21 protein-coding genes are annotated in these 18,025 nt (G+C 71.0%); 17 read left to right on the forward strand and 4 right to left on the reverse strand.

Translation table 11 applies throughout. The annotated features are described in order from the left end of the window. Positions 1-4: 4 nt before the first annotated feature. Positions 5-1,036 carry an AIR synthase related protein gene (locus AB0B45_RS23225; protein ID WP_358133804.1) on the reverse strand — a complete coding sequence of 344 codons (1,032 nt, stop codon included), beginning with the start codon at positions 1,034-1,036 and terminating at the stop codon, positions 5-7. A gap of 49 nt (positions 1,037-1,085) precedes the next feature. Here AB0B45_RS23225 and AB0B45_RS23230 point away from each other — a divergent pair, with 49 nt between their 5' ends. Genes AB0B45_RS23230 through AB0B45_RS23260 form a run of 7 tightly spaced genes read left to right on the forward strand, consistent with a single transcriptional unit; the run spans position 1,086 to position 8,107 of the window. Next, a complete protein-coding gene (locus tag AB0B45_RS23230; RefSeq protein ID WP_358133806.1) occupies positions 1,086-1,826 on the forward strand; it encodes a phosphosulfolactate synthase in 741 nt (246 codons plus the stop codon). Then, positions 1,823-2,701 carry a hypothetical protein gene (locus AB0B45_RS23235; RefSeq protein WP_358133809.1) on the forward strand — a complete coding sequence of 293 codons (879 nt, stop codon included), beginning with the start codon at positions 1,823-1,825 and terminating at the stop codon, positions 2,699-2,701. The genes AB0B45_RS23230 and AB0B45_RS23235 overlap by 4 nt, the downstream gene beginning before the upstream one ends. Then, positions 2,686-4,008 carry an adenylosuccinate lyase family protein gene (locus AB0B45_RS23240; protein ID WP_358133812.1) on the forward strand — a complete coding sequence of 441 codons (1,323 nt, stop codon included), beginning with the start codon at positions 2,686-2,688 and terminating at the stop codon, positions 4,006-4,008. The genes AB0B45_RS23235 and AB0B45_RS23240 overlap by 16 nt, the downstream gene beginning before the upstream one ends. Further along, entirely contained in the window at positions 4,005-4,898 is an 894-nt protein-coding gene (locus AB0B45_RS23245; RefSeq protein ID WP_358133815.1) for a pyridoxal-phosphate dependent enzyme, read from the forward strand. Before AB0B45_RS23240 ends, AB0B45_RS23245 begins: the two co-directional genes overlap by 4 nt. Beyond that, positions 4,895-6,340: a lyase family protein gene (locus AB0B45_RS23250; RefSeq protein ID WP_358133818.1), complete on the forward strand. Its 1,446-nt coding sequence runs from the start codon at positions 4,895-4,897 to the stop codon at positions 6,338-6,340. The genes AB0B45_RS23245 and AB0B45_RS23250 overlap by 4 nt, the downstream gene beginning before the upstream one ends. A 10-nt stretch (positions 6,341-6,350) precedes the next feature. Then, complete coding sequence (locus AB0B45_RS23255) at positions 6,351-7,715, forward strand: DUF1116 domain-containing protein (RefSeq protein ID WP_358133821.1); 1,365 nt, start codon at positions 6,351-6,353, stop codon at positions 7,713-7,715. Next, positions 7,712-8,107: an OsmC family protein gene (locus tag AB0B45_RS23260; RefSeq protein ID WP_358133823.1), complete on the forward strand. Its 396-nt coding sequence runs from the start codon at positions 7,712-7,714 to the stop codon at positions 8,105-8,107. The genes AB0B45_RS23255 and AB0B45_RS23260 overlap by 4 nt, the downstream gene beginning before the upstream one ends. On the opposite strand, the gene AB0B45_RS23265 is transcribed toward AB0B45_RS23260, so the two are convergent. Continuing rightward, positions 8,104-8,685, reverse strand: coding sequence for a cupin domain-containing protein (locus AB0B45_RS23265; RefSeq protein ID WP_358133825.1), 582 nt, complete (start codon positions 8,683-8,685; stop codon positions 8,104-8,106). The two genes, AB0B45_RS23260 and AB0B45_RS23265, sit on opposite strands and share 4 nt — an antisense overlap. 102 nt (positions 8,686-8,787) lie before the next feature. Between AB0B45_RS23265 and AB0B45_RS23270 the strand changes: the two genes are divergently transcribed. The 6 genes from AB0B45_RS23270 to AB0B45_RS23295 are packed head-to-tail and all read left to right on the forward strand — an operon-like array spanning position 8,788 to position 12,486. Then, positions 8,788-10,119: an FAD-dependent oxidoreductase gene (locus tag AB0B45_RS23270; RefSeq protein ID WP_358133828.1), complete on the forward strand. Its 1,332-nt coding sequence runs from the start codon at positions 8,788-8,790 to the stop codon at positions 10,117-10,119. Next, entirely contained in the window at positions 10,116-10,361 is a 246-nt protein-coding gene (locus tag AB0B45_RS23275) for a hypothetical protein (RefSeq protein ID WP_358133831.1), read from the forward strand. The genes AB0B45_RS23270 and AB0B45_RS23275 overlap by 4 nt, the downstream gene beginning before the upstream one ends. Before the next feature lie 15 nt (positions 10,362-10,376). Further along, entirely contained in the window at positions 10,377-10,865 is a 489-nt protein-coding gene (locus tag AB0B45_RS23280; RefSeq protein WP_358133833.1) for an MSMEG_0572/Sll0783 family nitrogen starvation response protein, read from the forward strand. A gap of 60 nt (positions 10,866-10,925) precedes the next feature. After that, complete coding sequence (gene nthB, locus AB0B45_RS23285; RefSeq protein WP_358133835.1) at positions 10,926-11,600, forward strand: nitrile hydratase subunit beta; 675 nt, start codon at positions 10,926-10,928, stop codon at positions 11,598-11,600. Continuing rightward, positions 11,597-12,178 (forward strand): nitrile hydratase subunit alpha, encoded by a 582-nt coding sequence (gene nthA / locus AB0B45_RS23290; protein ID WP_358133836.1) that lies wholly within the window; start codon positions 11,597-11,599, stop codon positions 12,176-12,178. The genes nthB and nthA overlap by 4 nt, the downstream gene beginning before the upstream one ends. Beyond that, entirely contained in the window at positions 12,175-12,486 is a 312-nt protein-coding gene (locus tag AB0B45_RS23295) for a nitrile hydratase accessory protein (protein ID WP_358133838.1), read from the forward strand. The genes nthA and AB0B45_RS23295 overlap by 4 nt, the downstream gene beginning before the upstream one ends. On the opposite strand, the gene AB0B45_RS23300 is transcribed toward AB0B45_RS23295, so the two are convergent. Both AB0B45_RS23300 and AB0B45_RS23305 read right to left on the reverse strand, forming a co-directional pair. Then, a complete protein-coding gene (locus tag AB0B45_RS23300; RefSeq protein ID WP_358133841.1) occupies positions 12,471-13,571 on the reverse strand; it encodes an MSMEG_0565 family glycosyltransferase in 1,101 nt (366 codons plus the stop codon). The genes AB0B45_RS23295 and AB0B45_RS23300 overlap by 16 nt on opposite strands. Continuing rightward, positions 13,568-15,016, reverse strand: coding sequence for an FdrA family protein (locus tag AB0B45_RS23305; RefSeq protein ID WP_358133843.1), 1,449 nt, complete (start codon positions 15,014-15,016; stop codon positions 13,568-13,570). Before AB0B45_RS23305 ends, AB0B45_RS23300 begins: the two co-directional genes overlap by 4 nt. A 162-nt stretch (positions 15,017-15,178) precedes the next feature. Here AB0B45_RS23305 and AB0B45_RS23310 point away from each other — a divergent pair, with 162 nt between their 5' ends. The 4 genes from AB0B45_RS23310 to AB0B45_RS23325 are packed head-to-tail and all read left to right on the forward strand — an operon-like array spanning position 15,179 to position 17,981. Further along, on the forward strand, positions 15,179-15,754 hold the full coding sequence (locus AB0B45_RS23310) for a hypothetical protein (RefSeq protein WP_358133846.1): 576 nt from the start codon (positions 15,179-15,181) through the stop codon (positions 15,752-15,754). Between the two features lie 60 nt (positions 15,755-15,814). Next, positions 15,815-16,918 carry an MSMEG_0568 family radical SAM protein gene (locus AB0B45_RS23315; RefSeq protein ID WP_358133849.1) on the forward strand — a complete coding sequence of 368 codons (1,104 nt, stop codon included), beginning with the start codon at positions 15,815-15,817 and terminating at the stop codon, positions 16,916-16,918. Positions 16,919-16,925: 7 nt separating this feature from the next. Further along, positions 16,926-17,387, forward strand: coding sequence for an MSMEG_0567/Sll0786 family nitrogen starvation N-acetyltransferase (locus AB0B45_RS23320; protein ID WP_358133852.1), 462 nt, complete (start codon positions 16,926-16,928; stop codon positions 17,385-17,387). 48 nt (positions 17,388-17,435) lie between these two features. After that, positions 17,436-17,981: a YceI family protein gene (locus tag AB0B45_RS23325; protein WP_358133855.1), complete on the forward strand. Its 546-nt coding sequence runs from the start codon at positions 17,436-17,438 to the stop codon at positions 17,979-17,981. Positions 17,982-18,025: the final 44 nt, after the last annotated feature.

The following is an 18,025-nucleotide window of genomic DNA, read 5'->3' on the forward strand; positions in this document are numbered from 1 at the left end:
GGCGTCACGGCGCGGCACACCCGGGGCCCGCGCCACCTCGCGGAGCGCTCGCGGGCTTACCGCCTCCCGCCCGAGCAGGTGCGAGGTCGCGGCCGAGACCCGTCACCCGCTCGGCCGTCAGGTCGAAGGCCGGGAGCGAGCGCCCGTCGGCGCCGAGGGTGATCACGCCCGTTCCGTCGATGCGGCCGACCCTGGCCGCGGACAGGCCGCGGAAGGTGAAGGCGCGCACGCAGGCGTCGGTCCGGTCGGGCTCGCAGGTCAGCAGGAAGCCGTAGCAGGGGAAGCACGTGCACCACCACGCCAGAGGTACGCCACGGGGCGAGGGGAGAGCCTCCAGGCTGACGTCCGCGCCGAACGTGCCCCATTCGAGGAGCATCGCGAGTGAGCCGACCAGTCCGGCCATGCTGATGTCCTTGGCCGCCACGGCCAGGCCCTTGCTGGCGATATCGGCCAGGAGGCGGACGTCCTGCGCCAGATCCTCGCCGCGCTCGTCGAAGGAGGGAAAGAACGGGAAGTCCTCCCGCACGGCGCCTTCGGTGCAGGCGGCCACGACCAGGTCCTGACCGGCGCGGACATGGGTGGCGGACAGCACGGCGTCGGCGGATCCGACGGCGAAGGCGGAGATCGCAGGGGCGGCGTCGGAGGAGATCGTGAGATGGCCGCCGACGATCGGGACGTCATAGAGCCGTGCGGCGTACCGCATGCCTTCCAACGCCGTGCGCGCGCCGGCTTCGTCCGCGACGATCGTGTCCACGATCCCCAGGGGCAGCCCGCCCATCGCGGCCACGTCGTTGACGTTGGTCAGCACGGCCGCCACGCCGGCGCCGAAGGGGTCGGCGCGCACGAACGGTGGCCAGAGCGCCTCGCCGCAGGCGATGACCGTGCGGCCGGCCACGTCTACGGCGGCGCCGTCGTCGCCGGGCCCTTCGACCCATCCGGATGCGCCGAGCACCTCGGACACCAGCCCGATCGAGCGTTTGGCCAGGATCGCCGGACTGTTCGCCACTGCCGCGACGACGTCGTCGAGCTCGGCCATGAGGCCCACCTCTTGTCGGAAAGTAAACGAAAATCGTAATATAGACAACGTGGGACCTGGTTTCCTCTCACTACCCACCGTGGCGGGCCGCACTCACGTCCTGGACAGGGGCCTCGCCCCCGATGTCGTTGCCGGCGTGCTGGAGAGCGCCGGGGAGCACATCGACGTCTGGAAGTTCGGCTGGGGCATCGCCTACCTCGATCGCGGTCTCGATCGCAAGCTGCGCCTTCTGCGCGCTCACCACGTGACCTGTTGCATGGGCGGGACGCTGCTCGAGGTCGCCTGGTCACAGGGCAAGGCAGAGGAGTGCCTGGCCTGGGCGGAGCGTGCGGGGCTGGACGCCGTCGAGGTCTCCCGCGGAGTCGTCGAGATGGCCCTGGACGACAAGCGGGAGCTCATCAAGAAGGCAAGCCAGGCCTTCACAGTCTTCGCGGAGACGGGCCGCAAGGACGCCGAAGCGCCCCTGTCGGCAGGCCAGTGGCAGGAGGAGATCGCCGAGGACCTGGCCGCCGGTGCCACCTGGGTGATCACCGAAGGCCGGGAGAGCGGGACGGTCGGCATCTACGACGGATCGGGCCGTCCCCGGCTGGACATCATCGACGCCGCTGTCAGCGCGGCCGGCCTCGAGCGGGTGATGTTCGAGGCTCCCCGTATGGCGCAGCAGGCATGGCTGATCAACCGGTTCGGTCCTGCGGTCAACCTCGCGAACATCGCGCCGGATGACGTGCTCCCGCTGGCCACCCTGCGGCTGGGACTGCGGGCGGACACCGTCGCGCTCTCCGTGAAATGACGCCGAACATGATCCCGAGGGCCTACCGCGACGTTTCCGTGGCCCGCGTCGACAGGCCGGACGACCTGCGGCGGCTCTTTCTGGGGCGGGAGGCCTACCGGCGCACGCGGTTCCTGGTGGTCCGCGACGACGAGGGCGGCACGTCACTTCTGCGGGTCGAGAAGGAGTCGGACGAGCCGCTGTTCTCGCCGATCAAGACGGTCGAGGTGCTGGCGCGGCCAGAGGAGTGCGCGTACGTCCTGGCGCCCGAGGCTGATACGGCGGTGCCGTCCACGCTGGCGCGGATCGCTCTCTCGCGAGCTCCGGGCGTGCGGGCCGTGGTGGTCGAAGGCCTGTATGGACATGTCAGCTTCATCGTGAATCCCGACCCGTTGCGGCTGGCCGTACAGGAGGTCGTGCCGCCTGAGCCGCCCAAGCTGCTCGACCAGGTGCGGCGGCTGCTCGAGGTGGCTGAGGACCTCCCGCCGATCGTGCCGGTGGCCGATACGGTCACCTTCGAGAAGCTCGCCCTGCAGGCGCCGGCCGAGTGCTACCTGCTGCCGTGCAGCGGATCCGGCGTGACCGTCGCCGACGTGCCGACGGCCTACCTCGACCGGCGGCCCGAGCTCAGGAGCTGGGTCATGCTCGGCTGCGCCCGGTCGCGGGAGATTCACGAGTGGTTCTACGGCGAGCGCGCGGCCACGGTCGAGATCTGCCCCAGGTTGCGCGCCCGCGATCCCCGTGTCCCTACGCTCACCAAGTGCTGCCTGCTCGAGGACCGGATCGAGTACGCCGACCGGCTCGTCGTCGTGCCATGGGGCGCCACGTTGGCTCAGGTGCGCACAGCGCTGGAACACCTGGCGCGCGGATGGGAGCCGTCATGGCAACCCGTCTGACCGAATCTGCCGAGTACGCCCACCTGTGGAGCACGCCGTACCTCAGAGCCGTCTTCGACCAGCGGCTGCAGACCTGGCTGGACATCCTGGTCGCGTTGGCGGCGGCGCAGGCCGAGCTCGGGCTGATCCCGCAAGCGGCGGCCGGGCAGATCGCCGAGCACGCTCGGGCGGAGCATCTCGACCTCGAGTTCGTGGCCGCCGAGACCCGGCGGACGTCGCACTCCACGTTGGGACTCATCCGCGGGCTGCAACGGCTGCTGCCCGAGCCCGCGCGGGAGTACGTCTACTACGGCGCCACCGTCCAGGACCTCACCGACACCTGGTTCGGGCTGGTGATGCGGGACGTAGGCAGGCTCATACAGGACGACCTGATCAGGACCCACGGCTCGTTGCTGCGACTGGCCGCTGAGCACAGGGACACGGTCATGAGCGGACGCACGCACGGCCAGCCCGGCGCCCCGATCACCTTCGGTTTCAAGGTCGCGACCTGGGCCGACGAGGTGGGACGCCATATCGTCCGGCTCTCCGAGGGCGGCGAGCGCTGGTCGGTGGGCCAGCTCGCGGGAGCGGTCGGCGTGCTGGGCTTCTTCGAACCGCACGGTGCGGAGTTGCGCAAGCTGTTCTGCGCCAGGCTCGGGCTGCGCGATCCGCTCGTCTCGTGGACCACGGCGCGCGACCGCGTGGCGGAGTTCGGCACGGTCCTGAGCATGGTCGCGGCCACGCTGGCCCGCATCGGGAACGAGGTCTACGAGTTGCAGCGACCGGAGATCGCAGAGCTGTACGAGCGTACGGCCAAGGCCACCGTCGGCAGCATCACCATGCCGCACAAACGCAATCCCGAGATCAGCGAGCATCTGGACACGCTCGCCCGGCTGGCGAGGGCGGCCGCGAGCGTCCTGGTCGAAGGCATGGTCGGCGGGCACGAACGGGACGGACGCGCCTGGAAAGCGGAATGGGCGGCGCTGCCCGACGTCGCGCTCGCGGCGGGAACGGCCGCCAGCCTCGCCACCGGCCTCGTCGACGGTCTCGTCGTCGACAGCGACCGCATGGGGGAGAACCTCCGGAGAACCGGCTGGGCGTCGGAACGAGTCCTGGCCGGGTTGTCACGGCAGCTGGGCAAGCACCGGGCGCAGAATGTGCTGCACGAGGCACTACGCGAGGACGCCGACCTGGTGAGCGGGCTCGCCTCCCGTGGTGTGGCCGACCCCGCAGACCTCGCTCGCTGGACCGCGCGCCCAGAGCTCGCCACCGCGGCCGCGATGGTCGACGAGGTGGTCGCCCGCGGCACGCCAGAGGCCCGCCGATGAATCACCCGCGCCGTCCCCTGGCCCTGCTGCCCACGCCGCTCCAGCGGTTCGCCGGCATGTACCTGAAACGGGACGATCTCACCGGGTTCGGACTGGCCGGCGCGAAGGCGCGGGCTCTGGAATACCTCCTGGGCGATGCCCTGGCGCGCGGGGCCGACGTGCTGGTCACTGGTGGTTCCCCGGGTTCCAACTTCATCGCGGGGGCCGCGCTGGCGGCGTCGGTTTGCGGCGTGGAATGCGAGGTGCTCGTCTCCGGGACGGCCCGGGAACAGGCGCCCGCCACCCTCAACATGGTGACCTGCTCGGGCGCGAAGGTGCTCTACACCGGCTCCGACCGGGCCGAGCTGGACAAGCTGATCGACGAGCGCGTCGCTCACCTGCGTAAGAACGGGCGCACTCCCTACGGGATCCCCCGGGGTGGCGCCACGCCCGTCGGAGCGCTCGGCTTCGCGCGCGCCGCCGAAGAGCTGGCCGGGCAACTGGGCTTCGACGAGGCGGCCGTCGTGCTGCCGGTGGGATCGGGGGCCTCGATCGCCGGGCTGCTCGCGGGGCGGGAGGCCATCGCGGCCAGGTGGCACGTCTACGGCGTGTCGGTCAGCCGGCCGCTGCCCCAGATCCGGGGCGAGATCCTCGCGCTGGTCACGCGCATCCGCCAGGAAGCAGTGACGGGGTGGGAGCTGATCGACGCTACGGGGGCGGCGGACGATCGGGACGTGCGCACCATGCTGGCCGCGCTGCGCGCCGACGGCGTCCTGTTCGACGCCGAGCACGGCACGAAGACGCTGGCCGCGGCCACGCGGCTGCGCGCCAGAACGGAGCTTCCCATCGTGCTCTGGCACACCGGCGGCCTTCCCACCGCGCTGAGCCTGCTGGGCAGGGCGGCGACATGACCGGCGGGCCCGCGGAGGAACTGGTGGCGGCGGGCTACGCATGGGAGGCGGCCGACGCGCCCTGGCTTCACGACGCGCTGGGCCTCGCCGACCTGGCCCACTGCGTCGAGCTCGCGGACCGGGGAATCCTGCCTGACCGGGCCCGCGGCCCGCTGCTGGGCGCCCTGCTGGACCTCGCCGCCATGCCCGCCGAGGCCGTCGGCTACGACCCCAGCTGCGGCGAGCCGTACGTCTCCCGCGAACGTCACCTCCTGGCACGCGTCGGCGCCGACGCGGGGTGGCTGCGGGCGGGACGAACCCGCCGCGAGGCCGTGCGCACCGCCTTCCGCATCCGGGTGCGCCGGCAGATCCTCGACCTGGTCGAGGCCGCCGCCGCCCTGGCCGCGTCCCTCGCCGACCAGGCGGAGCGACACCTCGGCACGCTCATGCCCGACTACACCTACCTGCAGCAGGCACAGCCGACCAGTTTCGGGCATTACCTCCTCTCCTTCGCCGACCCCGCCCTCCGCGACGCGGCACGCCTGATCGCCGAATTCGGTCACGTCAACGCGGGGCCGGCCGGGTCAGGGGCCGCCAACGGCTCGCGGATCCTTGACGACCGTGACGCGACGGCCAGGGCTCTCGGCTTCGACCGCGCGATCACGCACACCCGCGACGCCATGTGGCAGACCGACCCGTTCATGCACGTCCTGGCCGCGGCCGCGAGCTTGCTCCTCACCCAGGACAAGCTCGCGGAGGACCTCGAGATCTTCGCCAGCGCCGAGTTCGGCTTCGTCTGCCTGGCCGAGGCGTACGGCCGCCCGAGCATCCTCATGCCACAGAAGCGCAACCCGTACGCCCTCACGGTCATCCGCGGGACGGCGGGCATCATGCTGGGCCGCCTGACCGGCCTGACCGCCGTCATCAAGACGCCGTCGGCCCGCAGCGACAACCTCATCTACCTGTACGGCGAGCTCCCGCGAGCCCTCGATCTCACCCACCGGGCCACCCGCCTGACCACCGGGGTGATCCGCACGCTCGAGGCTGACGCCGTACGCATGCGCAGCGCCCTGGACACCGGGCACACCCAGGCCGCCGACCTGGCGGAACTGCTCATGCGACGCTTCCGCACCGACTACCGCACCGCTCACCGGGTCGTCCAGCACGCCGTACGGCAGAGCGCCGCGGTGGACGCCGAGGCGATCGCGCGCGCTGCGACCGAGGTCATCGGAGACCGCTGGCAGCTCGACGACGCGGAGCTGCGGGTCGCTCTCACGCCCGAGGCGCTGGTCGCCTCGCGCACAGGCCTGGGCGGAGCCGCGCCGTCGGCCATGATCCCGATGATGGAAGGCGTCCGCGAGCAGGCCGCCGGGCTGTGCGAGGAGACGGCGACCCGCCGCGCGGCGCTCCAGGCGGCGGAGGACGCGATCCGCGCCCGCGCCGCCCGCCTGGCAGGACGGTGAGGAGGTGTCCATGATCCAGGTCGTCAATCTGGGACTCCGGGCATTCGCCGACGCGGTGGCGGCGCAGGGCGCGGAGGTGGTCCATGTCGACGTCAGGCCACCGGCGCACGGCGATCCGGTGCTGGTGCGAGCGCTGACCGACCTCTACCGAGCCGATCAGGAGACCGCGAACGCCGAGGTGCTGCGCAGGCTCGACCAGGAGGTTCCCTACGTGGTCGACGTCCGCCCGGCCAAGGACGTGGTCCCAGGGATGGGCGACCGGATGATCCTGCACGCCGGGCCGCCGATCGCCTGGGACGCGGTGTGCGATCCGTTGCGGCGCTCGATGCGAGCGTCGGTCGTGGCGGAGGGCTGGGCGGACGACCTGGCCGGAGCCGAGAGGATGCTGGTAGCTCGGGAGGTCGACGTGGCCGCGGCCAACGAGCATGACACCGTGGTGCCGCTGGCGACGGCGCTCGGGCCGAGCATGCCGGTCTGGGTGGTGGACAATCCCGCGGGCGGAACGCGCGCCTTCGCGCCGCTGGGCCAGGGGTCCGGTGACGTGGCCTGGCTGGGCAGGGAGTCCGTCGCGGCCATCGAGCGGCTGGTCTTCCTTCGCGCTGTGGCCGGTCCGATGCTCAAGGACGTCGTGGCGCGGTTGGGGCCGATCGACCCGTTCGCGATCGCCGCTCAGGGCGTGCAGATGGGCGACGACGTCCACATGCGCGTGCAGGCGTCGACCGGCCTCCTCCTGCGTTCGATGCTGCCCGGGATCGCCGCGCTCGACGACGCGGTGCCGCTCGCCGCGTACCTGTCGGCCAACCACCTGTTCTTCCTCACCATGGCGATGGCGAGCGCGAAGGCGCTCACGCTGTCGGCCGAGCGGGTCCCTGGCTCCAGCATCGTCACCACCATGGCGCGCAACGGCACCACGTACGGCGTGAAGCTGGCGGGGGACCGGCGATGGTTCGTCACGGACAGCCCACCGGTGGAGGCGGCGCTCTTCTACTCTGGCTACGGGCCGTCGGACGCCGCACCCGACATCGGCGACAGCGCCGTACTCGAGCTCGTCGGGCTCGGCGGCGCGGCGACCGCGGGGTCGCCCGCGGTGGCGGCGTTTGTGGGCGGCTCCATGGCAGAGGCCGCCCGTGTCACCGGCGAGATGCGCCGGATATGCGCGGCCGAGAGCACCCGGTTCAAGCTGCCCACGATGGACTTCCGCGGCACACCCCTCGGCGTGGACGTGCGCAGGGTCGTCGAGACCGAGGTCACGCCGCGGGTGAACACCGGCATCCTGCACGCCCGCGACGGAGCCGGCCAGATCGGCGCGGGCGTGGCGACGGCACCCTTGGCGGCCTTCCGTGAGGCGCTGCTGGCTCTGGCGGAGGTCCGATGAGCACGCGGACGGTCGATGCCCGGTGGCTGGGCGGATACCAGGTCGCCGTGAGCGCGGGCCGCTTCCGGTTGCTCGTCGACGAACCGGAGAGCGTGGGCGGCACCGACACCGGCCCCCAGCCCACCGACTACCTGCTGGCTTCCATCGCATCCTGCTTCGCGCTCGCGCTGGTGCACAGCGCGCGCAAGCGCGGCGAGGAGCCGGACGCGGTGAGGGTGAGCGTCACCGGGACCTATGACGGGCCGCGCTACAGCGAGATCGCGATCGAGATCGTCTCTTCTCTCTCCGACGAGCAGGCGCAACGCCTCATCGAGGCCGCCGAACGCGTCTGTTACGTCAGCAACACGCTGCGCGATCCGCCGCGGATCACGATCCGTCATGCCGCGGCCTAGCCGTTGCGCAGCGCGATCCAGATCGCCCTGGCCGGGCGGTCGATCTCGTTGGCCCAGCGGTGCGGCACCTCACCGGAGAAATGAAGGGAGTCGCCCTCGGACAGGGGATAGGTCTGATCACCCACGCGGAAGGTCAGCGTGCCCTCGGTGACGTGAACCAGTTCCTCGCCCGGGTGCCGCATGAGCTTGTCACCGCTCGAAGCGCCGGGCGTGACCGTCGCCATGGCCGCCGCCGTCTGGAACTGCCGGTAGGAACCGGTGATTCCGGCGAGGGCCAGGCCCTGGTGCGGCGTGTAGACGGTCGGGCGCTGATCACGAGGGGTGTAGTGCACCGGCTCGGGTGGCTGCTCGTCCTCTTCGACGAAGTAGCGGACGGGGACGTCGAGCGCCGTCCCGAGCTTGAGCAACGTGGTGATCGTCGGGACCATCCCGTTGCGTTCGATCTTGTGGATGGCGGCGGCGGACACGTCGCTGAGGGCGGCCAGCTGTTGCAACGAGTATCGCTGTGCCGTACGTACGGCACGCAGTTTAGGACCGATCTGGCTGACGATCTCGTCGACCTGAGGACCCTCGGTCATGAAATCCCCTCGTCATTGACATCACGAAAGACCATGCAGGATAGTCAACGTGTAGTCCTCTATAATGTATGGATATTGTGCCGCACGGCGGGGGCTGGGTCCATGGCACAGAGGGTGATCATCATTGGCGGGGGCGCCGCCGGCATCGGTGCGGCAGGTGCGGCGAAAGCCGCTGCGCCCTCGGCGGAAGTGATCGTCTACACCGAGTTCGAGGACGTGGGATACAGCCCGTGCGGCATCCCGTACGTCCATGGCAAGGAGATCCCTGACTTCCAGCGGCTGTTCCTGGCCGACAGGCAGGCCTACGTCGACGCCGGGATCGACGTCAGATACGAGACGAGGGCACTGGGCTTCGATCCGGCGGCGCGGACCGTCCAGATCGAGGGTGAGGACCAGGCCGGCTACGACGCCCTGATCGTCGCGACCGGCTTCGGCTACAGGCGTCCAGGCGTGCCCGGCGAGGACCTCGACGGCCTCTACTACGTCAAGAACATCCGCAGGGCCATGGCCTGGGACGAGGTCCTCGACAGCGTACGGCACGCGGTCGTCGTCGAAGCCTCGCCGCTCGGCCTCGAGATGGTGACCGCCCTGGCCCATCGCGGCATCGACACGCACGTCGTCGACCCGCATCCGTGGGCACTCGGCGAGCTGTGCGATCCCGACACCGTCGCCCCCGTCCAGGAATCCTGGGCCGAGATGGGCGTGACGATGCACTGGGACACGAAGCTCCAGGGCTTCATCGGCGACGGCGACGGGCACGTCAAGGCCGTGGCGACCAGTGACGGCGAGTTGCCGGCGGAGCTGGTCGTGGTGGCGACCCACAAGGCGCCCAACAACGCGCTGGCCGTCGCCGCCGGGCTCAGAACCGGTTCGACGGGAGGGCTGGTCGTCGACGACCACATGCGCACGTCCGCGCCGCACGTCTGGGCGGCGGGCGACGTGTGCGAGATCCCGCACGGTCTCGGCGGACTGCCTCTGCAGGGGCTCACCGGGAGCCACGCCTACGCCCAGGGCAAGGTGGCGGGCACCAACGCCGCGGGCGGAGACCGCGCGTACCAGCCGGTCTACGTGCCATGGGCGATGGTCGCGGGCGCGTGGATGATCGGCGGGGCCGCGCTGGGCGAAGTGGCGGCCACCGCGCTGGGCGTCCCGCACGTGGTCGGCAGGGCGACCGGTATCTCCCGGGCGCGATACTTCCCTGGCGTCAGGCCGATCACGATCAAGCTCCTCGCCGAGCCGGGCACGCTGCGCCTGATCGGCGCGCAGATGGTCGGCGGCGAAGGGATCAAGGAAAGGGCCGACTTCCTGGCGCTCGCGATCAGGAAGGGCATCACCCTGTACGACCTGGCGTCGATGGAGAACGTCTACTCGCCGCCGATCGGCGCGCTCAACGAGCCCATCGTGACGGCCGCGCAAGCCGGGGTGGCGACGTGATCAGCCGGTGGGTGCGCGAGAACGCCCAGCGCTACCTGCTCAGGGACGCGCAGGCACGCGTGGCCCGCGCCCACGGCCGGACTCCGCCGCCGGTCCGCGGCTCCTTCTTCTGGCGCAGGATCTTCGTCCCGATCTGTCGGCTCGCACCGTGGCCGGTACGTCGCAGGGTGATGGCCGCGATGCCCGGTAGCCACCGCGAGCACTGGCCCAAGCCGACGACGCCGGCCGGCCCCGCGATCTAGTCCAAGGAGGTCACCATGCCGAAGACCGTCTCCACCGAGCTGCCAGCCGAAGGCGAGACCCTGTACGACCCCGAAGAGAAGGTGTTCCCCGACGTCCAGGCCGAGCCAGGGCAGAAGGCCTTCATCTTCATCCACACCGTCCCGTACGAGGGCTCCGTGGCCCTCGTCAACCTGCTCACCTCGACCCGCCTGGTGCGCAAGGGCTTCGACGTGAACGTCGTCCTGTACGGCCCCGGCGTGCTGCTCGCGTCGGGCACACGGGGCTATCCCGGCGTCGGCCAGGAGGCCTTCCCCGGTCATCTCGCCATCAACAACCAGATCAAGACCCTCCTGAAGGAGGGCGCCACGATCTACGCCTGCCGGTTCGCGATGGGCGCGCTGTACGGCTTCCGCGAGGACGACCTCATCCCGGGCGTGACCCCGTTCAACCCGCTCGACGTGCTCGACTCCGCGCTCACCGCGTGGAAGGAAGGCGCGTTCCAGCTGAACACCTGGACGGTTTGAGCGCCCGCCCGATGCCGGGTGAGGGCGCGCTTTCACCCGGCGGGCAGCTGGGAGGCAACGATGAGCAAGGCCACCGGGATACACGACATGGGGGGCACTCAGGGCTGGGGCCCCGCGCCCGTCCCCAGACCCGATGAGCCGGTCTTCGCGGAGCGATGGCAGGCGCGCGCCTTCGCCCTCACCCTGCTGTCGATACGGCTGTCCGGCACGAACCTCGACGCCTTCCGTCACGCCGTGAACCGGCTCGACCGGCAGGATTACCTGGACGACGGCTACTACGGCCGGTGGTTGCGCGGCGCGGAGAACCTCCTCCTCGACAGCTCGATCATCGCGCCGGGCACGGTGGAAGCGCGCGCCGCCAACCTCTCAGGGAGCCTGGCCGAGGAGCCCGGACCGCCGGTGCCGAACAGGCCGGATTACGCCCCGGCCGCCGCGGGCTCCCTCCGGGAGGTGTCGTCCGCGCCCCGGTTCGCCGTGGGCGCCGCCGTACGGGCGAAGACCTTCGATCCATCGGGGCACACGCGCCTGCCGCGGTACGTGATGGGACACCGAGGCAGCGTCGTGATCGTCCAGCCCGCGCAGGTCCTGCCCGACACGAACGCCCACTTCCAGGGCGAGAACCCGCAGTGGGTGTACACGGTGCGCTTCACCTCGGCCGAGCTGTTCGGATCGGGCGCGGAGCCGTTCGCGCTCAATGTCGACCTCTACGAGGACTACCTGGAGGAGGCGCCATGACGGATGAACGGGTGCCGGCCGAGCTGCGCGTCGAGGCGCTCGAACAGCTGCTGGTCGAGCGTGGCCTGGTCGATTCCTCGGTCATGGACAAGTACATCGCGATGTACGAGACGGACATCGGCCCGATGAACGGCGCGCGCGTCGTGGCCAGGGCGTGGACGGATCCCGGCTATCGGGAGCGGCTGCTCGGCGAGGGCACCGCCGCCGTCGCCGAGCTCGGGTTCAAGGGACCGCAGGGCGAGCACATCGTGGTCCTGGAGAACACGCCTCGCGTCCACAACGTGGTGGTGTGCACGCTCTGCTCCTGCTATCCATGGCCGCTGCTCGGCCTGCCGCCCTCCTGGTACAAGGATCCGGCCTACCGATCCAGGATGGTCCGCGAGCCGCGCGCGGTACTGGCCGAGATGGGCCTGCGGCTGCCGGACGACGTCGAGGTCCAGGTGTGGGACAGCAGCTCGGAGGTGCGCTACTTCGTGCTCCCGATGAGACCCGCGGGGACCGAAGGGCTCTCGGAGGAACAACTCGTCCCACTCGTCACGCGGGACGCGATGGTGGGCGTCGCCCAGGTGACGGCATGACGCTCCCGATCCGGCTGGACGTGGACACCCCGGCCGCGCCGCCCCGTTCGAACGGCGAGCTGGTGTTCGCCGAGCCGTGGGAGAGCCGCGCGTTCGCCATGGCCGTGGTGGCCGGCGAAGCGGGCGCCTTCGCCTGGGAGGACTTCCGCCAGGCACTGATCGCGCGGATCGCGGCCAAGCCGGACGCCCGCTACTACCTCTCCTGGCTCGAGGCGCTCGAACAGGTGCTCGCCGTCGAAGGTGAGGTACGCGAGCGGGCGGCGCGGCTCGCCGCCCGGCCGGCGGGGCACGATCACATGATCGACTGATAGATCTCGGCGTGTCGAGCGGCGCAGGCCGCCCAGGTGAACCGCGGCACGACCAGGCGGCCACCGGCGACCAGCGTGACCCGCTGCGCCTCGTCGGACATGATCCGCTCCAGCGCCGCCGCGAGCGCCACCGGGTCGCCCACGGCGGGCAGCAGGGCGTCCACGCCGTCCGTGAGGAACTCCCTGAACACCGGCAGATCGCTGGCCACGACCGGCAGATCGGACGCCTGCGCCTCCAGCGGGGCCAGGCCGAAGCCCTCTTCGATCGACGGGTACGCCAGGGCGTCGGCACTGCGGTACCACGCCGCCAGCAGCTCCTCGGAGACCGTCCCCAGCTGCACCACGTCGAGGCCGAGACCGGGCAGCAGAGCCAGCGCCTCACGGCGGTAGGTCTCGTAGTCGCGGAAAGAGTGGCCACCCAGGATCACCAGCACCGGCCGCTCACCCCGCAGCAGGCCCAAGGCGCGGAACAACGTCTTGCTCCCCTTGCGCGGCTCGATGCCGCCGACGGCCAGCAGCAGGAACCGGTTCCGCGCACCCACGGACGCGCGCAGCGCGGCTCTCCGGCGGGCGCTGACCGGAGGGAACCTGGCCGGGTCGACGCCGTTGCGAACGACCTGGGCGGCGACGCCGTAGTCCTGGAGCAGCACGCGGCGCCAGTGCTCGCTGACGACCAGGACGTGGCCGGGCTCCACGATCGCCCTGCGCTGGCAGTCGATGAGGGCCTGCGTCGTGAAGTCGTCGACGTGATGCACCGTGCGCACCACCCGAGGGTGCACCTGCGGCGCCGCACGACCGGAGATGCAGTCCTGAGCGTGCAGGATGTCGAACTCGCCGGCCACCTTGCCCAGCCCGGTGACCATGGCGTCCACCGAGGCGAAGACCTTCTCCTCCAGGGAGTCGCTCGTGACCGTGACGGGGAACAGCGTGAACGGCACCTTCAGCGCGCGGAAGAAGCCCTCGGTGCCGAGAGCGAAGACGTGCACGTCGACACCCAGGTCGGCGAGCGCCTCGGCCAGAGCGAGGGTGTGGACGACTCCGCCGCGCGGTCTGGTGGAGTAGGTGAGGAGGGCGACGCGGCTCATGAGGCGGCCTTGCGGGTGGCGATCGCCGCCGCGGTGAGCGCCGCGCGGGCGGCGGTCCCGGTGACGACGCATCCCGCTCCGGTCAGCTCGCGTACCTGGTGTCGGTATCCCTGTGGATCCAGCTCCGTGCCGAGGACGTACGCGACCACCTGCGGGCCGTTGAGACGGGCGAGCTCCGGTGCCAGGATCCCGGCGGGATCGGGGTGAGCGCCATGGCCGAGCACGACGTCGAGCAGCACCACGGCGACGTCAGTCCCGGTCTCGCGCAGCAGCTCGATCCGCGCCTCCGGGTCGATCATCGGGTGCGGCCTGCCTCGCGTGTACTCCTCTTCGCCCAGGTCCAGGCAGACATGGGAACGCGGTGGCGCCGGCAGGCCATAGCGGGGGTCGATCGGTGTGTTGGACCAGACGGGACCGAGGACGCGGCTCAGCACCACGATGGCCTCGTAGCAGAGCGTGCCGCCGGAGAACAGCCCCCGCACCGTGGTACGTGCCGGCGCGAGGCGGGAGACGGCCTCCTCCACGCTCGGGCCGTAGCACCGATCGAAGGACGGCACCGGCCTGCCCAGCAGCTCGAGCGCCTTGACCACAGCGCCTTCGAGCGTGTCACCCTCCACCCCTACCAGGGCCGTGACGACAGGAGTCCTGCGCGCCGCCGCCACCACGCGCCGCGCCACCTCGTCGTCGGGCGGTTTGGAGACCAGGAGGATCAGCGCCGTCGCGGGGTCGTCGTCGAGCATCCGGACGGCCCGCTCCGCCATAAGCCCGCCGACCTCGGCCGTCAGGTCGCGGCCACCCACGCCGACGACCTCCGACACGCCGACGCCGCAGCGATCGAGCAGGCACATGACCTCCTGTGCCCCGGTGCCGGCCGCCGCCACGACCCCCACCGGTCCGGCGCGCACCACGTTGGCGAATCCCAGACCCACCCCCGAGAGCATCGCCGTACCCGCGCCAGGGCCCATGAGCAGGCGGCCCCGCCGTACGGCGTGGTCCTTGAGCGCGATCTCGTCGGCGACGGAGACGTTGTCGCTGAACAGCAGCACGTCGAGGTCGTGGCCGAGCGCCTTGTGAGCCTCCAGGGCGGCGTAGTCCCCTGGAACGGAGATGACGGCGATGCTGCTGCCGGGCTGCTGCCCCAAGGCCTCCTCGAGCGAGCGCGGGCGCTGCTCGACCGGACCGCCCTCGCGGGCCCCGAACATCGCCCGCTCGCCCTCCGCGAAAGCCGCCTCCGGGTCGCTCGCCCGAACCGCGAGGATCAGATCGTACGGCGACGCCTCCGGAGGGTCGAAGCCTTCCTGCCGCAGGGCATCGAGGTTGGCCGCTGTCGCCATCACGGCGGTCGCCGACTCCACGCCCTCGGCGTCGCGCATCGCCCGGGCGCCGAGCAGTTGAAGGACGGAGTCCAGGTAGGTGTCGCGCAGCACGCGTACGGCCCGCTTCACGCCGCTCCCCGACCGGTGAGACAGCCGACGACGCGGGTGGTCATGGCGTGCGCGACGACCGCGGTTCTGTTCACGGGGTCCACCCTTCGCCGTTCTGGCGAATCACCCGAATGCCGTCTAGGATCCGACTTATCTCACTGACGATAGTGAACGAGTGACGCCTTGCCAAGCAGCCGGATCCCACCGGAGTACGCCGAGCTTGCCCGGCGGCTGCGAGCCGCCGAGGACAGGCTGTTTCCGCTCGCGATGGTCGACACCGAGCGCTACCAGCGGGCGTTGCAGCTGGTGGGCGCGCTCGCCAGGCGCCTGGCCCGTGCCGGTGACTACGCGGAGCTGGCCGCCGCCGAGGGGCGGATGCGCGGCTGGCTCGACGAGGTGGGCGTATCCCTGGACGGGCTCGACGCCCAGCTGGTGATCGAGGCCGCGATGTCACACCGGTTCCGCGAGCTGCTCACCTCGTCGCGGGAGCAGGCGGTCGAACGTGCCCGTGCCGCCGGGCTGGAGTGGGCGGTCCTCGAGGAGCCCGACGACGCGGCCTGGCGCGGCGGATCGGCGCGGTGGGTCGAGACGCACCTCCCGACCGGCACCGTCATGGTCCGCTCGGTGGTCGCCGAGCCGGTCATCACCTACAGGCTGGAAGTCACCGGCGACGCGGTCCGCGTCGAGGAGTTCACCTCACGGGAGGCGTGGCTCGCGGCGGTCGAGGAGGTACGGCGGGCGCTCACATCGGAAAGTTAACGCCGCTTCTATTTTGGTAGAATCGAGCGATCTGGTCGTACGGCACGGGAGGTGCCTGTCGTGACGGCTACCGAGGTCAGCGAGCTCATCCTCGATCTCCAGGCCCGAGGTCTGCGGCTCGAGGCGCAGATGGAGCGGCGCAGCGGCGGCGCCGGGCCCACCGACTGCGGGATGCTCTGGGTGGACGGGCTTCCCGTCACCGCGCCCACCGAGGGTGTCGCCAAGGACTCCCCGTACGTCCTGCGCGCCGACGACGACGGTTACGGCATCTACCGAGACGGTGTACGGCTGGCCGACGCATCAGCCCAACGCCGGCCGCGCTTCTACGACCTGACCACCGCCGACGGCGTGCCGTACTGGCAGATCGCCCTCCTGCACCTGGACTCGGTGGCCAGCACCGTGGTTCAGCACTGCGCCTACTGGGGCAACGACGACCAGTGCACGTTCTGCGGCATCGGCCTCTCGCTCGCGGCCGGCCGTACCATCGCGCGGAAGACACCCGAGCAGCTCGCCGAGGTCGCGACAGCGGCCCGCGACCTCGACGGCGCCGTCGACGCCACCCTGACCACCGGCAGCACGCGCGGCGTCGACCGCGGCGCCCTGTACGTGGGACGCTGCGGGCAGGCCGTCAAGCAGGCCAGCGGGCTCCCCGTCGAAGCGCAGTTCGAGCCGCCCGCGGATCTGGACGTGATCGACGAGGTGGGCGCCATGGGCGTCGACTCGGTCGGCATCCACATCGAGACCTTCGACCCCGCGGTGCTGGCACGCGTCGCGCCCGCCAAGGCGCGCACCGGCATCGACGGCTACTTCGCTGCGTGGGAACGGGCCGTCTCCGTCTTCGGCGCAGGACAGGTCTCGACCTACGTGATCCTCGGCATGGGGGAGGACCTCCAGATGACGATCGACGGCTGCAAACGGGCTGTCGACGCCGGCGTCTACCCGTTCATCGTCCCGCTGCGCCCGGTCGTCGGCACTCCCATGGCCGGCTGGAAGCCGCCCCCGCGCTCCTACACGCGTCCGATCTACGCCAAGGTCCTCGCCTACATGGCCCGGCGCGGCATGACGTCCGCCACGACCAAGGCAGGCTGCGCCCGCTGCCAGGCCTGCTCAGGGCTGAGCTCGATGGAGTCCCTGCTCCACATCGGCCCACGTCCGGCCGCCTGAGGCCGCCATGCTGCGAGCGCTCGGCAGAGACTGTCACCCGGCCGCCACGCCGGAGGAGCTCGCGGCCCACTACGCGGTACGCCATCGCGTCTTCGTCGACGAGCAGCGCATCTTCCACGGCACCGACCGCGACGTCCGCGACGACGACCCGCTGACCCTTCACGTGATCGCATACGCCGCCCAGGTGATCGGCGGGGCCGTCCGGCTCTATCCCCTGGACGAGGCCGGCGAGCTCTGGCAGGGCGACCGCCTCGCCGTCCTGCCGGAGCACCGCGCCCACGGCCTCGGAGGTCCCCTCGTGAGATACGCGGTCAGGACCGCGAGCGAACGCGGCGGCCTGCTGATGGTCGCCCACATCCAGCTGCGCAACGTCGGCTATTTCCAGCGCCTGGGCTGGCATCGCGACGGCGACGTGGAGGTCTACGCCGGCCTCCCGCATCAGCCCATGGCGATCGACCTGCGAACATAGCCGGCTCACATGATCATCCCGATGACCGGCGGCGCGTAGGCTTCGAACATGGACGCCACCTACACTCTCGGACCCGAGTCCGGCCGGCTCCTGGTCAAGACGTCCAGGACCGGCCTGGGCGCGAAGGCCGGTCACGACCTCACCATCGAGGCCACGCGCTGGCACGGCGAGGCCACGATCGACATGACCGCCCCTGCGGGCTCCTCGGTGACAGTCGAGGTCGACGTCGCCTCACTCGAGGTCCGGCAGGGAACCGGCGGCGTCAAGCCGCTGACCGACGCCGATCGCGCGGAGATCGGCAAGATTCTGCGAGAGAAGATCCTGCGCACCGACCGGTTTCCCACGATCACGTTCCGGTCCACCCAGGCCGAGGGGACAGCGGAGTCGTTCCACGTTGAGGGCGATCTCACCATCGTCGGCGTCACACGACCCGTCACGGTGGAGGGACGGTTGGCCGAGGGCAGGGCCAGTGGCTCGACGACCGTCGTGCAGAGCCGATGGGGCATCCGGCCCTACTCGGCGTTCTTCGGCGCGCTCAAACTGGGCGACGACGTCGAGGTCCGGTTCGACCTGGCCCTCACGCCGGGTGGGTGAGCTTCAGGAAACCGCTCAGCCTCGTGCGGGCGTGCCCGAGGGTG

Source organism: Nonomuraea sp. NPDC049152 (genome assembly GCF_040648355.1).
Classification (GTDB): Bacteria; Actinomycetota; Actinomycetes; order Streptosporangiales; family Streptosporangiaceae; genus Nonomuraea.

Coding starts and splice junctions, on each gene's coding strand:
- AB0B45_RS23265 (WP_358133825.1), bottom strand. CDS start 8,685: ATGACCGAGGGTCCTCAGGTCGACGAGATCGTCAGCCAGATCGGTCCT.
- nthB (WP_358133835.1), top strand. CDS start 10,926: ATGAGCAAGGCCACCGGGATACACGACATGGGGGGCACTCAGGGCTGG.
- AB0B45_RS23280 (WP_358133833.1), top strand. CDS start 10,377: ATGCCGAAGACCGTCTCCACCGAGCTGCCAGCCGAAGGCGAGACCCTG.
- AB0B45_RS23320 (WP_358133852.1), top strand. CDS start 16,926: ATGCTGCGAGCGCTCGGCAGAGACTGTCACCCGGCCGCCACGCCGGAG.
- AB0B45_RS23270 (WP_358133828.1), top strand. CDS start 8,788: ATGGCACAGAGGGTGATCATCATTGGCGGGGGCGCCGCCGGCATCGGT.
- AB0B45_RS23250 (WP_358133818.1), top strand. CDS start 4,895: ATGACCGGCGGGCCCGCGGAGGAACTGGTGGCGGCGGGCTACGCATGG.
- AB0B45_RS23260 (WP_358133823.1), top strand. CDS start 7,712: ATGAGCACGCGGACGGTCGATGCCCGGTGGCTGGGCGGATACCAGGTC.
- AB0B45_RS23255 (WP_358133821.1), top strand. CDS start 6,351: ATGATCCAGGTCGTCAATCTGGGACTCCGGGCATTCGCCGACGCGGTG.
- AB0B45_RS23235 (WP_358133809.1), top strand. CDS start 1,823: ATGACGCCGAACATGATCCCGAGGGCCTACCGCGACGTTTCCGTGGCC.
- AB0B45_RS23325 (WP_358133855.1), top strand. CDS start 17,436: ATGGACGCCACCTACACTCTCGGACCCGAGTCCGGCCGGCTCCTGGTC.
- AB0B45_RS23300 (WP_358133841.1), bottom strand. CDS start 13,571: ATGAGCCGCGTCGCCCTCCTCACCTACTCCACCAGACCGCGCGGCGGA.
- nthA (WP_358133836.1), top strand. CDS start 11,597: ATGACGGATGAACGGGTGCCGGCCGAGCTGCGCGTCGAGGCGCTCGAA.
- AB0B45_RS23245 (WP_358133815.1), top strand. CDS start 4,005: ATGAATCACCCGCGCCGTCCCCTGGCCCTGCTGCCCACGCCGCTCCAG.
- AB0B45_RS23225 (WP_358133804.1), bottom strand. CDS start 1,036: ATGGCCGAGCTCGACGACGTCGTCGCGGCAGTGGCGAACAGTCCGGCG.
- AB0B45_RS23295 (WP_358133838.1), top strand. CDS start 12,175: ATGACGCTCCCGATCCGGCTGGACGTGGACACCCCGGCCGCGCCGCCC.
- AB0B45_RS23240 (WP_358133812.1), top strand. CDS start 2,686: ATGGCAACCCGTCTGACCGAATCTGCCGAGTACGCCCACCTGTGGAGC.